Source organism: Mesorhizobium robiniae, from assembly GCF_040545535.1.
Taxonomy (GTDB): domain Bacteria; phylum Pseudomonadota; class Alphaproteobacteria; order Rhizobiales; family Rhizobiaceae; genus Mesorhizobium; species Mesorhizobium robiniae.
Genome location: NZ_JBEPMC010000007.1, coordinates 184,507 through 198,168, shown reverse-complemented (window position 1 = coordinate 198,168; position 13,662 = coordinate 184,507). Strand labels below are relative to the sequence as shown.

Below are 13,662 nucleotides of genomic sequence, written 5' to 3'. Positions count from 1 at the left end.
TGCCCTCTTTGCCACCACTTGGCATCTCCCCCACGAGGGGGGAGATTGGCAGGTTCAGCGCTCCGCTCATTCCGGCAATGTCGGAGATTGGCGAAAGCCGGCATGACGGCCGATCTCCCCCCTTGTGGGGGAGATGCCAAGTGGTGGCAAAGAGGGCAGGACAAAGGGGGGCGCCGTAGAGTGATCATCGTCAATCAGAAGCTACTTGCTCATCACCGACAGCCATTCGTCGACCCAGGCCTTGCGGTTGGCGGCGACCTCTTCGGGGCTGAACAGCAAGGTCTTGGTGGGCTTGACCAATTTGTCGAAAGCCGGGTTGAGTGGCTTGTCGGTTTTCCCGGCCGGGAACATCCAGTTCGTCTCGGGGATGACATTCTGGAATTTCGGCCCGGTCATGAAGGTCAGGAACTTTTGCGCCAGCGGGTTCTTCGCGCCCGACGTGGTGATGCCGGCGACCTCGATCTGCAGATATTCGCCCTCCTCGAAGGGGGCAGCCTGATAGCGTTCGGTGTTCTCAGCGATCATGTGATAGGCCGGCGAGGTGGTGTAGGACAGCACCATCGGCGCCTCGCCCTTGGTAAATAGGCCATAGGCCTCGCTCCAGCCCGGCGTCACGGTGAGCACCTTTGCCCTGAGCTTGGCCCAGGCTTCCGGCGCCTTGTCGCCATAGACCGACCTCACCCACAGCAGCAGGCCGAGACCTGGCGTCGAGGTGCGCGGATCCTGGATGACGATCTTCTCATCGGCATCGCCCTCGACCAATTCCTTCAGGCTTTTCGGCGGGGTCTTCAGCTTTTCGGTGTCGTAGACGAAGGCAAAATAACCATAGTCGAACGGCACGAAAATATCGTCGCTCCAGCCGCCCGGCACATTGACGTCGATCACGGCACCATGCGGCGAAAACAGGCCCGTGGCCTTGGCTTCCACCGTCAGATTGGTATCGAGGCCGAGCACGATATCGGCCTTGGTCGCGGCCCCTTCCAGTCTGACGCGGTTGAGCAGTGCGACGCCGTCGGCGACCGCGACGAATTCGAGAGAACAGCCGCATTCCGCCTCGAACGCCTTCTTCACCGCGGGGCCTGGACCCCACTCGGCGGTGAAGCTCTCATAGGTATAGACGGTGAGTTTCTCCTGCGCGGATGCCGGCCCGGTGCCGGCCAGAACGGATGCCGCAAGCAGCATTGCCGAAACAAGAGAGTATAAAAGCGTGCGCATCGGCGCCTCCTTCGTTGGCATTGAAAGGAATTGAGGCGTCGGGTTGTCCGAAACGTCTAATCCCTCCGCCGGTACAAACCGGATCAGGTTCAGCGGGTTGGCATCGTTGCCTCTCAGCCGGTCCGCGAAGATCGCGTCCAGCACCCCGTTAGAGCGTTTCGACACATAGGCCCGCCCCAAGTACTGCGCAAGCGGAAGTTTACCGGGCATCCAGAGCGCGGCCTTCCGTTTCGCAAGCAGGGCTGGTAAGGGCCACGCATATGAGCAAATTCACAATCCTGCTTGGCGGCGATCTTATCCGCACGCCGCTGCTCGACCGCCAGGTCGAAGGCTCCCGTGTCATCGCCGCCGACGCCGGCATGAGCCACGCCCGGGCGCTTGGCCTGACGCCCGAACTCTGGGTCGGCGACTTCGATTCGGTGCCGGCGGATTTGCCGGACGTGCTGGCCGCCGTGCCCCGCCAGGTCTTTCCCGCCGAAAAGGACAAGACCGACGGCGAACTGGCCATCGCCGCCGCACTCGAACGCGGCGCTACCAGCCTCGTGCTCGCCGGTGCGTTCGGCGGCAAGCGCACCGACCACGCCTTCCTGCACCTGGCGCTCAGCGTCCGACTGGCTGAGGGAGGCATGGAGGTGCTTTTGACCAGCGGCGCCCAGGAAGGCATTCCCTTGCTTCCCGGAAAGACCGGCTTCGACTACGCCGACGGCACGCTGTTTTCGATCCTCGGCTTCTCCGACCTTTCTGGCCTGACCGTTACCGGCGCCAAATGGCCGCTGAACCATGTCGAAGTGGCGTTCGGCTCGTCGCTGACCATTTCCAACGAGGTCAAGGGCCGGCTCGAAATCGCGCTGGGCAGCGGCCGCGCGCTGTTGCTCGCCCATCCTTTTCCGCTACCTGAAAGCTGACATGGCGCCGCCACTTCTCAATCTCGACGGGATAAAACTGACCTTCGGTGGCACACCGCTGCTCGACGGGGCGGAGCTGACGGCGTCGGCGGGCGACAAGATCGCTTTGGTCGGCCGCAACGGTTCGGGCAAGTCGACATTGCTGAAGATCGCTGCGGGATTGATCGAGCCGCAGGATGGCGAGGTGTTCCGCCAGCCTTCGGCGACAGTGCGCTACCTGCCGCAAATGCCCGACATGGACGGTTTCGCCAGCGTCCGCGCCTATGTCGAGGCGGGGCTCGGACCCGCTGACGATCCTTACCGTGCCACCTACTTGATGGAGCACCTTGGCCTGTCCGGCGAGGAACGGCCGGGCGATCTGTCTGGCGGCGAAGCGCGGCGCGCCGCCCTTGCCCGTGTCATGGCGCCGGAGCCCGACATTCTTCTCCTCGATGAGCCGACCAACCATCTTGACCTCCAGGTTATCGAATGGCTGGAGGAGGAGCTTGCCCGCACCTCTTCGGCGCTGATTGTCATCTCGCACGACCGTCGCTTCCTCGAGCGCGTATCGCGCGCCACCATCTGGCTCGACCGCGGCCAGACCCGCCGGCTGGACAAGGGCTTTGGCCATTTCGAGGAATGGCGTGACACCGTGCTGGAAGAGGAAGAGCGCGAGCAGCACAAGCTCGGCCGCCAGATCGTGCGCGAAGAGCACTGGCTGCGCTATGGTGTGACGGCAAGGCGCAAGCGCAACATGCGCCGGCTCGGCGAGTTGCAGACCATGCGCCAGCGCTTTCGCGGCCATCGCGGCGCCGAGGGCGCGGCGACCATGGTGGCAAGCGACGCCGCCGAATCCGGCAAGCTGGTCATCGAGGCCAAGAACATCGAGAAAAGTTTTGGCGACCTCACCGTGGTGAAGGGCTTCTCGACCCGCATCCAGCGCGGCGACCGTGTCGGCCTGGTCGGGCCGAACGGCGCCGGCAAGACGACGCTCTTGAAGATGCTGACCGGCGAATTGAAGCCGGACTCGGGCTCGGTGCGGCTCGGCACCAATCTGGAGATCGCCACACTCGACCAGAAGCGCGAGGCGGTCGATCAGCAAGAGACACTGGCGCAATACCTCACCGACGGGCGCGGCGAGAACCTCGTCATCAATGGCGAGCAGCGCCACGTCGTCTCCTACATGAAGGATTTCCTGTTCAAGCCGGAACAGGCGCGCACGCCGGTGCGCGAGCTTTCGGGCGGCGAGCGGGCGCGGCTGTTGCTGGCCCGCGTGCTGGCACGGCCGGCAAACCTTCTGGTGCTCGACGAGCCGACCAACGATCTTGACATGGAGACGCTGGAACTGCTGCAGGAACTGGTCGCCGGTTTTGCGGGTACCGTCATCCTGGTCAGCCACGACCGCGATTTCCTCGACCGCACCGTGACCAGCCTGATCGCACCTGATGGCGACGGCCGCTGGATCGAGTATGCCGGCGGCTATTCGGACATGCTGGCGCAACGCGGTGGCACCAAGCTCGATGACCGCAGGTCGCGAACAAAGCCTGAAAATGGCGACGCAGCGCCGGCAAGAAAGGCTGAGGCGTTGCCGAAGGGCCCAGCGAAGAAACTGTCGTTCAAGCAGAAATTTGCGCTGGAGTCGCTGCCCAAGAAGATCGAGGCGGTGACGGCCTCGATCTCACGGTTGGAGGACAACATCGCCGACCCGGCCTATTACGAACGCGATCCGGCCTCATTCCAGAAGACCATTACCGCCCTCGACAAGGAGCGCGCCACGCTGGCAGCGCTCGAGGAGGAATGGCTGGAGTTGGAGATGCTGCGCGAGGAGATGGAGGGGTAGGAAGCGTTCGGTCGAAGGGCGGTCGCGGCGAAGGGTCGGAAAACGTTGCGATGTGAGCCTTATGGGCATATACTATGCGCATAATCTAGGGCGGAACCCATGCTTCATTCCATCCCAAAATCGCAGCGAAAGTCCGTCAACACCTCGATCGATTCAAAGCTGATCGAAGAAGCAAAAGCGCTCGGCATAAATATGTCGCGCGCCGCCGAACAGGGAATTGCAAAGGCGATTTCGGATGAGAAATCGCGGCGCTGGTTACTGGAAAACAGGGAAGCGATCGAAAGCTCAAATGAGTATGTGAGGCGCAACGGGCTGCCATTGGCCAAATATCGGCTGTTTTGATGTCGCGCTACGATCTCTACTACAATGTCGAAGGCGATACTTATCTACTCGACGTTCAGTGCGATCTTCTTGGTCACCTCAACACACGCGTCGTCGTACCGCTGTTGCCGCCCAATAGCGCGCCCGTACCAGGTCGCCGCCTGAACCCGATCTTCGTCATCGATGGGAAAGACTATGTAATGGTCACCCAGTTCATATCGGCCGTGACAGATACCGAACTACGCCAGGCCGACGGCAATCTGTCGAAGCACCACGACGACATCGTTGCCGCGCTCGACATGTTGTTCCAGGGCTTCTGAGCGAAAAAACGTACCCGACTAAAGCCCGAGCCTCAGCCCGCCGTCTTTGTTTGCCAGGCCTTCAGCGCCTCATCGAACACTCTTTCGCCGGGAATGCCCTTTTCCATGGTGAGCAGCGCCCGCCGCCCGGTCTTGTAAACGACCGGCACGTCGATCCAGTTCTGGCCCCGAAGCAGGGTCAGATTGGCGTCTTCATCGGCCTTGGTGTCGTTGAGAGCGACCAGGAAGAAGCCGTCGGCGATCTTGGCCGGAATGCCGATAAGCGGGCTGCCGGCATCCTGTTCGGAACCCTTCATGGCAACGCGCAGGATGTTGTCGACGCCGCCGCCGTCGAAGCCGTCGGGTGTCAGGAAGATCATCTCGATGATGTGGCTGGCCGGCAGCGTCTGGTCGGTGTTGCGGCGGATCGTCATGCGCAATTGCACGTCCTTGCCGGGAATGGTTGCCTCGGCGCGGATTGCCGGCTCGGGCGGCAGATTGCCGCCGGGCGATTCCTGCACCAGCGACCAGACGATATTGCCGGGCTCGGCTGAGCCTTGAGCGGTGCTGGTGCGCTCCTCGTAGAAGATCGCCTTCTGGCCGACCGCCAGCGCAGTCTCCACTGGTACAGCTGGTGCGGCACCCGGGGCCGGCGCTGCCGGGGCGGCTGCGCTATCGGGCGGCGCTGCTCCATCGGCGGGCGGTGTCGCTGGCGCTGCGCCCGGCGTGGCGGGCGCTGCCGTGTCTGGCGTATCGCCGGCCGGCGCAGCAGGCGCCGGAGTGGCTGACGGCGGAGTGGCCGGCGGCGGCGTGGTCAGTGCTGCGACGGATTCGCCCTCTCCGATGCCGCTTTGGCCTGAAGCGGGACCGGGATCGACCTCGCCGCCCTCGGGCGTCAGGCGCTGGGTGAACTTTGTGCCCTCGGCATCAGTGGGAGCCGCTGCGGCCGGAGGCCTTGCCGCAGCATCGGTAGCCGGCTCAGCCGGGGCAGGCTTTACCAGCGGTTCGATCGTTGCGACTTCGGTGCTGTTGAGACCCAGCATATTGCTGAACGCATCCTTGTTCAGCCAGATGCCGTAGCCACCGCCGGCAACGACAAGCAGAGCGACGACAGCAGCGATCAGCCCGCCGTAGCTGCGCTTGCGCTCGGCAGGACGCAGACGCGGAAAGGTGTCCGCCGCCGGCTCCTCATCGTTGGAAAAGGCATCGCTTCTAAAGCCGTCGCTCTTTTCCTCCGCCGCTGGAAAATCCCTGTCCGAAGGGACCGGATCGATGCGCTCTGGAGGAGAAGCAACGGATGGCGGCTTTTGCCAGTTCGGCGCCGCCTTGGCGGCGGGCGCCGGCTGCCATGCCGGCTCGGCCTTTGCCGGCTGCCGGACATGGCTGGGCTGGTTTTTGTTGCGGTCGATCGAGGAGAAGATGTCTTCCAGCTCCGCCAGCGGATCGGATGCCGGCACACTCTTGGCGTAGCCCCGCTCGACGCTGGCGATGGCGTCTTCCAAGGTGCGCTTATGCTGGGCAACGACCGAAGGCGCCAGCGGCGGTACGTTCTTGGCCAGCTTGTCCGCGATGGTCGAGCGAGCCTTGTCATAGACTCTCGCGCGTATCTCCGGCGTCGGATTGCCAAGCCCATCGAGCGTCTTTTTCAGAGCACCAACAAAATCTGCCATGCTTCAGTCGACCTGCATTTCGTTTCTGGGCCGGCCCCCGCAAATCGGCCGCGATGCCCGGAACAGCTGAGAATCTAGTCTTGAAACGGATCGGTCACAAGTATTGTGTCGTCCCGTTCAGGGCTGGTGGAAAGGAGTGCGACCGGCGCGCCGATCAGTTCCTCGATATGGCGGACATATTTGACTGCCTGCGCCGGCAGATCGTTCCAGCTTCTGGCGCCGGCGGTGGTGCCTTCCCAGCCCTCCAACGTCTCGTAGACCGGTTCGACGCGCGCCTGCGCACCCTGGCTGGCCGGCAGATAGTCGATCGCTTCGCCGTCGAGGCGATAGCCGGTGCAGACCTTGATTTCGTCCAGCCCGTCGAGCACGTCGAGTTTGGTCAGAGCGATGCCTTTGATGCCGTTGACGGCGACGGCCTGGCGAACCAGCACGGCATCGAACCAGCCGCAGCGACGCTTGCGGCCGGTGACGACACCGAACTCGTGGCCGCGCGTGCCGAGGAACTCGCCGATCTCGTTCTTCTGTTCGGTCGGGAACGGACCTTCGCCGACACGCGTCGTATAGGCCTTGGTGATGCCAAGCACGTAGCCGATGGCACCCGGGCCGACCCCGGATCCGGCCGCCGCCTGACCGGCGACCGTGTTGGACGAGGTCACGAACGGATAGGTGCCGTGGTCGATGTCGAGCAGCGTGCCTTGCGCGCCCTCGAACAGGATGCGTTCGCCGGCGCGGCGCTTGTCGTCGAGGATCTTCCAGACGCGGTCCATATAGGGCAGGATCTCGTCGGCGACCGAAATCAGCTCACTCATGATCGCGTCATGCGTGACTTCGGCATGGCCAAGCCCGCGGCGCAGCGCATTGTGGTGCGTCAACAGCCTGTCGACCTTCAAGGGCAGCGTTTCCAAATCCGCCAAATCCATCACCCTGACCGCGCGCCGGCCTACCTTATCCTCGTAGGCGGGGCCGATGCCGCGACGGGTCGTACCAATCTTCGTTCCGGAATTGGAGGCGGCGTCTTCGCGGAATCCGTCCAGCTCCCGGTGCAAGGACAGGATTAGCGCGGTGTTTTCGGCTATTTTCAGGCGCTCCGGCGTCACCTCGACGCCCTGTGCCTTCAACTTCGCCACCTCCGCGACAAAAGCGTGCGGATCGAAGACGACGCCATTGCCGATGATGGACAGCTTACCTTGCCGCACCACACCGGACGGCAGCAGCGACAACTTATAAACCTTGCCGTCGACGACCAGCGTATGGCCTGCATTGTGGCCGCCCTGGAAGCGCACGACGACGTCGGCGCGTTCCGACAGCCAGTCAACGATCTTGCCTTTGCCTTCGTCGCCCCACTGCGAGCCGACGACCACCACATTGGCCATGTTTCTTTTCCTTGAGGCGCCGCTCGGGACGGCTTGAAATGGTTCGAAACGACAGGCTTCTATCGCATCGGCTCGAAAATCGGAATCGATTTTCGGAAAGCACGGTACGAACATTCAAGCCTTGAGGCGCGTACTTTGTGCGCCCAAGTGGACGCACGTCGCTCTATACCGTCAAGACCCGGCAAGTGCGACCATTCTTTGCCGCCGAAAGTGCTCTCAGGCACAATAATTTTCGCCTTTGACATCATTTACTTGAACGGATCACCGCAATAGGTCGGCAAAGACCCTTCGCCTGCCCTCCCCGGCTGGAATTTCGCGATGCATCGAACCGCCTATCTGTTCCTGTTGTTCACCACCTTGCTATGGGGAGGCAACTCCGTGGCCGGCAAGTTGGCGGTCGATCACATTTCGCCGATGACGCTGGTCTTCCTGCGCTGGGTCCTGGCCGTTCTGATCATGCTGCCGATCGGTTGGAGAACACTGCGCGAGGACTGGCCGGTGGTGCGCAGGCACTGGTTGCTGCTTGGCGGGCTCGGTGCTTGCGGCTTCACCTTCTTCAACGCGATCTTCTACACGGCGCTCAACTACACGACGGCAATCAACGTTTCGATCGAGCAGGCGGCGATACCGATCGTCATCATCCTCGCCAATTTCGTGCTGTTTCGCCTGCGTGTGAACCGGGTGCAGATCGCCGGCGTCATGCTGACGATCGTCGGTGTCGCGCTGACCGCCAGCCATGGCGATCTGCGCCAGCTTCTCAAGCTGGATCTCAATTTCGGCGACGCCATCATGCTGGGTGCCGTGCTTTGCTACAGTTTCTATTCGGTCGGACTGCGGCTGAAGCCGGCCATACGCTGGCAGAGCCTGATGCTGGCGCTGTCGATTGCGGCACTTGCCACCTCGCTGCCTTTCTTCCTGTGGGAGGTGGCTGCGGGAAAGGTCATCGTCCCCGACGCGCGCGGCTGGGCGGTTGCACTCTACACTGCGATCGGCGCCTCGGTCGTCTCGCAGATCTTCTATATCAAGGGCAACGAACTGATCGGCGCCAACCGGGCCGGGTTGTTCATCAACCTGGTGCCGATCTTCGGCACGCTGCTTTCGGTGCTGATCGTCGGCGAGACATTCCAACTCTACCAGGGACTGGCCCTCGTCCTGGTGCTCGGCGGCATCAGCCTCGCCGAATACAGCGGAAGGAAGATGGCGTTTTAGCCGGCGAATGTTCGCCACAGGATGAGGATGAGCAGTCCAGAGCTTGCCGGCGTCCCATGGTAAACCAAACCTCACAGCAATGATCAGGTTAATATCCAAAACAACTAATGTATTAAGAGATCGATTGTTAATACGACTGTATTAAGGATAGGGTCATTGCAATATACGGCGGCAACGCCAGGAGATTGACTTTTTCACCTTTCGGCACTCATCTCCCCACTGCCAGTTTAGCTGAGTTCGGTGCAATGGAGACCATCATGAATTTTCGAATGCTTGCGACGCTTGTCCTTGCTTTTGTCGGCTTAGTAGCCTTTCCTGTATCGGCCTCCGCAGCCACCGCCTATACCACCACGACATTGAATGTACGAAGCGGCCCCGGCCCCGACTATGCCAGGGTCGCGACGCTGCCGGCCGGCCACAGGGTGACGGTATTCGGTTGCGAAGGGAGCTGGTGCTCGATTCGCGCCGCTGGGATACGAGGCTGGGCCAGTGCAAATTATCTGGACCGCGCCTATGTCTCCCGGCCGATCATCGTGCAGCCGCAAATTGTCATTCGCCCACAGCATCACCGTCCGCATTGGTCGCACAGACCGCATCGGCCACACAGGCCGCGTCCGCCGCGCCCACCACGGCCTCACAAGCCACAGTGCAAGATCGCGCCCGGCTTCTCCTGCAAATAACAACAGCCAGGTAATTGAATCGAAACGCCCCCACGTGCCTTCCAAGGCATGCGGGGCGCGTGTGCTCGTGTGCAGATGCGTTGCTTCGGACCGCAGTCGGCCAGAAGGAAGCAGATGCTCGACGGCCGTGATCGGCCGTCAAGCGATCAGGCCCGATTTCCTCTCACGCACTGCCCACATCGAAATGCAGCCTCTTGGCAGAATCGATCGACTTGTGCGCCCGCACCTGTTCCAGCACGCTTTCCGGGAATGGCGCATCGAGATAGAGAAGCGCAATGGCGTCGCCGCCAGGTCGGTTTCGACCGAGCTGAAAGTTGGCGATGTTGACGCCGTTCTCGCCGCAAACTGTGCCGAGCAGGCCGATAATGCCGGGCGCGTCGGCGTTGGTCGTGTAGAGCATGTGCTGGCCGACCTCGGCATCGAGATTGATGCCCTTGATCTGGATGAAGCGCGGCTTGCCATCCGAAAAGCAGGTGCCGGCGATCGAGCGCGTCCTGTGCTCTGTCTTGACGGTCAGCTTGATATAGCCGTCGAACACGCCCGATTTGTCACGCTTGACCTCGGCGACGATGATGCCGCGCTCCTTCACCATGATCGGCGCTGACACCATGTTGACGTCCGAGACCTGCGGCCGGATCAGCCCGGCAAGCGCGGCGCTGATCAGCGCGCGCGTGTTCATCGTCGCGGTCGAGCCGTCGAACAGGATTTCGACCTCCTTGATCGGGTCCTCGGTGACCTGGCCGACAAAGGCGCCGAGCACCTCGGCCAGCTTGACGAAAGGTTTCAGCCGCGGCGCTTCCTCGGCGGTGATCGACGGCATGTTGATGGCGTTGGAAACCGCGCCCTTGATCAGGTAGTCGGCCATCTGCTCGGCGACCTGCAAGGCGACATTCTCCTGCGCCTCCATCGTCGACGCACCAAGATGCGGCGTAGCCACGACATTCTCCATGCCGAACAGCTCGCTTTTCTCGGCCGGTTCGACCTCGAATACGTCGATGCCGGCGCCCGCCACCTTGCCGCTTTTCAAGGCGGCGATCAGATCGGCCTCGACGATCAGCCCGCCACGCGCGCAGTTGATGATACGCACGCCGGTCTTCATCTGGGCGATCGCCGCGGCGTCGATGATGTTGCGCGTCTTGTCGGTCAGCGGTGTGTGCAGGGTGATGAAATCGGCGCGGGCGAACAGTTCGTCAAGCTCGACCTTCTCGACGCCGAGCTCCTCGGCGCGGCTGTCCGACAGGAACGGGTCGAAGGCGATGACGTGCATCTTCAGGCCGACGCCACGCGTGGCGACGATCGAGCCGATATTGCCGCAGCCGATAATGCCCAGCGTCTTGCCGGTGATCTCGACCCCCATGAAACGGTTCTTCTCCCATTTGCCGGCATGGGTCGAGGCATTGGCTTCCGGTATCTGGCGGGCCAGCGCGAAGATCATGGCGACGGCATGCTCGGCGGTGGTGATCGAATTGCCGAAGGGCGTGTTCATCACGATAATGCCCTTGCGGCTCGCCGCCGGGATGTCGACATTGTCGACGCCGATGCCGGCGCGGCCGACCACCTTGAGCCTGGTGGCGGCGTTGATCAGCTTTTCGGTGACTTTGGTCGCCGAACGAATGGCGAGGCCGTCATACTGGCCGATCACTTCGAGCAGCTTTTCCTTGTCCTTGCCGAGATCGGGCAGATAGTCGACCTCGATGCCTCGGTCTTTGAAGATCTGCACGGCGGTGGTGGAGAGTTTGTCTGAGACGAGAACGCGGGGCGCCATGGCGGCCTCCTTCAAATGGGATTTGATCCGTTTGGAAATGGGCGGCCCGAGGGGCCGCCACGGGAATACTCAGGCGGCCGCTTTGAGCGACGCCTTCTGCTGGGCAAAGGCCCAGTCGAGCCACGGCAGCAGCGCTTCGAGGTCGGAGGTCTCGACCGTCGCCCCGCACCAGATGCGCAGGCCGGGCGGCGCGTCGCGATAGGCGCCGATATCGTAGGCGACGCCTTCCTTGTCGAGCGCCGAGACGATGCCCTTGGCGAACGCCGCTTGTCCGTCGGCATCAAGTGCCGCGACTTGCGGGTCGCTGAAGGAAAGACACACGGACGTGTTCGACCGCGTCGCCGGGTCGATGGCGAGATGGCCGAGCCACGAGGACTTGTCGACGAAGCCGTCGAGAACGGCGGCATTGGCGTCGGCGCGGGCAATCAATGCCTCAAGCCCGCCGATCGACTTCGCCCAATTGAGTGCATCGAGATAGTCCTCGACGCATAGCATCGACGGCGTGTTGATGGTTTCGCCCTTGAAGATACCCTCGATGAGCTTGCCGCCCGATGTGAGGCGGAAGATCTTCGGCAGCGGCCAGGCCGGCTTGTAGTTTTCCAGCCGTTCGACGGCGCGCGGGCTGAGGATCAGCATGCCGTGTGCGCCCTCGCCGCCCAGCACCTTCTGCCAGGAGAAGGTGACCACGTCGAGCTTCTGGAAATCGAGCCTTTGTGCAAAGGCCGCCGAGGTGGCGTCGCAGATGGTCAGGCCGCGGCGAGCGTCCGGAATGAAATCGCCGTTCGGCACACGCACGCCTGATGTCGTGCCGTTCCAGGTGAAGACCACGTCGCGGTCGAAGTCGATTTTTGCCAGGTCCGGCAGCGCCCCGTACCCGGCTTCGATCCTGCGCACGTCGGCGAGCTTGAGCTGCTTGACCACGTCGGTAACCCAGCCGGAGCCGAAACTCTCCCAGGCGACCATGTCGACGCCGCGTTCGCCGAGCAGCGACCACAGCGCCATCTCGACCGCGCCGGTGTCCGACGCCGGCACGATGCCGATGCGATAGTCTGCCGGAACCTGGAGAATTTCCCGCGTCAGCTCGATCGCCTGTTCGAGCTTGGTCTTGCCGATCTTGGCGCGGTGCGAGCGTCCGAGCGCGGCATTGGTCAGCGCCTCGACCGACCAGCCGGGACGTTTTGCACAGGGACCTGAGGAAAAATTGGGATTTGCCGGACGGAGTCCGGGCTTCGTATGCGTCGTCATCGTGGTCTATCCTTCCAGATAGTGGCCCCTCGTTGGGGAGGGGTGGCCCACGGACGGCGATATGCGTTCAGGCCTCAGGCGTCAAGGGGAAAGTTTTTGTCGCTGGGAGAACAACGGATTGTGTCTCGCGAAATAGAGGACGACCGGCAGGAAGGAGCCGCGCCCACCCAAACGAAAACGACGGGACCGAAGACCCGCCGCTCCCAAATTCAATGTTCGACGTTCTACCAAAGATCGTAGCGTAGCCCGAGCTTGATCTGATGGGAGTCGATCCCTTTGCGGATCGGAGAGTCCTCCAAGTCAGTCACGACTGCATATTCGGCATCCGGCGCAGATAGATACTGGTAGCCAAGGTCGACCAGTACGTTCTTGGACACTTGGTAAGCAAGGCCAGCATTCAGCGAATACGCAAACGAATACTGTGTTTTGTTGTCGCGCAGGACAAAATCGTCTGCCGGGTTATCGGCGTCGGCATAGTCCACCGAAAGACTGCGTTTGCCTCGATAAATACCGACACCGGCACCGACATAGGGCGTGAGGCCAACGTAAGTTCCCAGATCGACATAGCCGTTTACCATGCCGGTCCAGGCGTAGTTTTCCACATTCGCGGAAGCAACAATGGTTCCATCGTCGAAGCCAACGGAAATCTCGTTGCCAGGCAGGTATCCGAGATTCACCTCGGCTCGAAGATAGTCGTTCAGATGATAGCCGAAGCCGATACTGGCAAAAACCGGATCCTCGCTTTCGTCATAACTTGAAGGCGTGAAAGTGAAGTCCACATTCCTGAAACTCTTTTCCGGCAAATAAGCGACATCGCCGCGCAGATACCACCCCGAGCCGACTTCGACCGGCACGTAGTCCGGCGCCTGGTCGACATAGACCGGCGGATCGTAGTCGGCGCCAACTGCCTGCGACAGCGGCGTCAGGGCGATTGCTGCAAGCGCCAGCGCTATGCGCGATTTGACTGTCATGATCCCCGGCTCCCGAAGGTGGCGCCATTCGCGATCGCGAGCGCCGTTTCAGGAAGCATTGTTAACTATAGTGGTTAAGTGGCGGTTAAGGATAATAGGGCGTTAGCGAATTGATTTAATTGGCTTTCGACCAGCTTCGGCAAAACGAAAACCGCCCGGTTTTCACCGGGCGGCCTGCAGATCTTTTAAG

Annotated in this window: 12 protein-coding genes and 1 riboswitch; of the genes, 6 read left to right on the top strand and 6 right to left on the bottom strand. The window is 61.9% G+C overall.

The window, feature by feature from the left end; genetic code table 11:
• Positions 1-201 precede the first annotated feature (201 nt).
• The gene (gene thiB / locus ABID19_RS20515) at positions 202-1,215 is read right to left on the bottom strand and encodes a thiamine ABC transporter substrate binding subunit (protein ID WP_354492786.1); all 1,014 of its coding nucleotides are present in this window, start codon (positions 1,213-1,215) and stop codon (positions 202-204) included.
• 43 nt (positions 1,216-1,258) lie between these two features.
• Positions 1,259-1,373, bottom strand: a riboswitch (TPP riboswitch).
• A 102-nt stretch (positions 1,374-1,475) separates the two neighbouring features.
• Between thiB and ABID19_RS20510 the strand changes: the two genes are divergently transcribed.
• The 4 genes from ABID19_RS20510 to ABID19_RS20495 all read left to right on the top strand — a co-directional run bounded on the left by ABID19_RS20510 (position 1,476) and on the right by ABID19_RS20495 (position 4,580).
• Entirely contained in the window at positions 1,476-2,120 is a 645-nt protein-coding gene (locus tag ABID19_RS20510; RefSeq protein WP_354492785.1) for a thiamine diphosphokinase, read from the top strand.
• 1 nt (position 2,121) lies between these two features.
• Positions 2,122-3,939 carry an ABC-F family ATP-binding cassette domain-containing protein gene (locus ABID19_RS20505; RefSeq protein ID WP_354492784.1) on the top strand — a complete coding sequence of 606 codons (1,818 nt, stop codon included), beginning with the start codon at positions 2,122-2,124 and terminating at the stop codon, positions 3,937-3,939.
• Positions 3,940-4,038: 99 nt separating this feature from the next.
• Positions 4,039-4,281 (top strand): type II toxin-antitoxin system CcdA family antitoxin, encoded by a 243-nt coding sequence (locus ABID19_RS20500; protein WP_126035442.1) that lies wholly within the window; start codon positions 4,039-4,041, stop codon positions 4,279-4,281.
• Positions 4,281-4,580, top strand: coding sequence for a CcdB family protein (locus ABID19_RS20495; protein WP_354492782.1), 300 nt, complete (start codon positions 4,281-4,283; stop codon positions 4,578-4,580). The genes ABID19_RS20500 and ABID19_RS20495 overlap by 1 nt, the downstream gene beginning before the upstream one ends.
• A 32-nt stretch (positions 4,581-4,612) precedes the next feature.
• On the opposite strand, the gene ABID19_RS20490 is transcribed toward ABID19_RS20495, so the two are convergent.
• Entirely contained in the window at positions 4,613-6,229 is a 1,617-nt protein-coding gene (locus ABID19_RS20490) for a hypothetical protein (protein ID WP_354492781.1), read from the bottom strand.
• A 74-nt stretch (positions 6,230-6,303) separates the two neighbouring features.
• Positions 6,304-7,602, bottom strand: coding sequence for an adenylosuccinate synthase (locus ABID19_RS20485; RefSeq protein WP_354492780.1), 1,299 nt, complete (start codon positions 7,600-7,602; stop codon positions 6,304-6,306).
• Between the two features lie 318 nt (positions 7,603-7,920).
• Between ABID19_RS20485 and ABID19_RS20480 the strand changes: the two genes are divergently transcribed.
• Both ABID19_RS20480 and ABID19_RS20475 read left to right on the top strand, forming a co-directional pair.
• On the top strand, positions 7,921-8,811 hold the full coding sequence (locus ABID19_RS20480; RefSeq protein WP_354492778.1) for a DMT family transporter: 891 nt from the start codon (positions 7,921-7,923) through the stop codon (positions 8,809-8,811).
• 245 nt (positions 8,812-9,056) lie between these two features.
• Positions 9,057-9,491, top strand: coding sequence for an SH3 domain-containing protein (locus ABID19_RS20475; RefSeq protein WP_354492777.1), 435 nt, complete (start codon positions 9,057-9,059; stop codon positions 9,489-9,491).
• Positions 9,492-9,654: 163 nt separating this feature from the next.
• Here ABID19_RS20475 and serA read toward each other — a convergent pair whose 3' ends face one another.
• The 3 genes from serA to ABID19_RS20460 all read right to left on the bottom strand — a co-directional run bounded on the left by serA (position 9,655) and on the right by ABID19_RS20460 (position 13,472).
• Complete coding sequence (gene serA / locus ABID19_RS20470; RefSeq protein ID WP_354492775.1) at positions 9,655-11,256, bottom strand: phosphoglycerate dehydrogenase; 1,602 nt, start codon at positions 11,254-11,256, stop codon at positions 9,655-9,657.
• A gap of 69 nt (positions 11,257-11,325) precedes the next feature.
• On the bottom strand, positions 11,326-12,501 hold the full coding sequence (locus ABID19_RS20465) for a phosphoserine transaminase (RefSeq protein WP_354492774.1): 1,176 nt from the start codon (positions 12,499-12,501) through the stop codon (positions 11,326-11,328).
• A 224-nt stretch (positions 12,502-12,725) separates the two neighbouring features.
• Positions 12,726-13,472 (bottom strand): outer membrane protein, encoded by a 747-nt coding sequence (locus tag ABID19_RS20460; RefSeq protein ID WP_354492773.1) that lies wholly within the window; start codon positions 13,470-13,472, stop codon positions 12,726-12,728.
• Positions 13,473-13,662: the final 190 nt, after the last annotated feature.

Coding starts and splice junctions, on each gene's coding strand:
- thiB (WP_354492786.1), bottom strand. CDS start 1,215: ATGCGCACGCTTTTATACTCTCTTGTTTCGGCAATGCTGCTTGCGGCA.
- ABID19_RS20510 (WP_354492785.1), top strand. CDS start 1,476: ATGAGCAAATTCACAATCCTGCTTGGCGGCGATCTTATCCGCACGCCG.
- ABID19_RS20505 (WP_354492784.1), top strand. CDS start 2,122: ATGGCGCCGCCACTTCTCAATCTCGACGGGATAAAACTGACCTTCGGT.
- ABID19_RS20500 (WP_126035442.1), top strand. CDS start 4,039: ATGCTTCATTCCATCCCAAAATCGCAGCGAAAGTCCGTCAACACCTCG.
- ABID19_RS20495 (WP_354492782.1), top strand. CDS start 4,281: ATGTCGCGCTACGATCTCTACTACAATGTCGAAGGCGATACTTATCTA.
- ABID19_RS20490 (WP_354492781.1), bottom strand. CDS start 6,229: ATGGCAGATTTTGTTGGTGCTCTGAAAAAGACGCTCGATGGGCTTGGC.
- ABID19_RS20485 (WP_354492780.1), bottom strand. CDS start 7,602: ATGGCCAATGTGGTGGTCGTCGGCTCGCAGTGGGGCGACGAAGGCAAA.
- ABID19_RS20480 (WP_354492778.1), top strand. CDS start 7,921: ATGCATCGAACCGCCTATCTGTTCCTGTTGTTCACCACCTTGCTATGG.
- ABID19_RS20475 (WP_354492777.1), top strand. CDS start 9,057: ATGGAGACCATCATGAATTTTCGAATGCTTGCGACGCTTGTCCTTGCT.
- serA (WP_354492775.1), bottom strand. CDS start 11,256: ATGGCGCCCCGCGTTCTCGTCTCAGACAAACTCTCCACCACCGCCGTG.
- ABID19_RS20465 (WP_354492774.1), bottom strand. CDS start 12,501: ATGACGACGCATACGAAGCCCGGACTCCGTCCGGCAAATCCCAATTTT.
- ABID19_RS20460 (WP_354492773.1), bottom strand. CDS start 13,472: ATGACAGTCAAATCGCGCATAGCGCTGGCGCTTGCAGCAATCGCCCTG.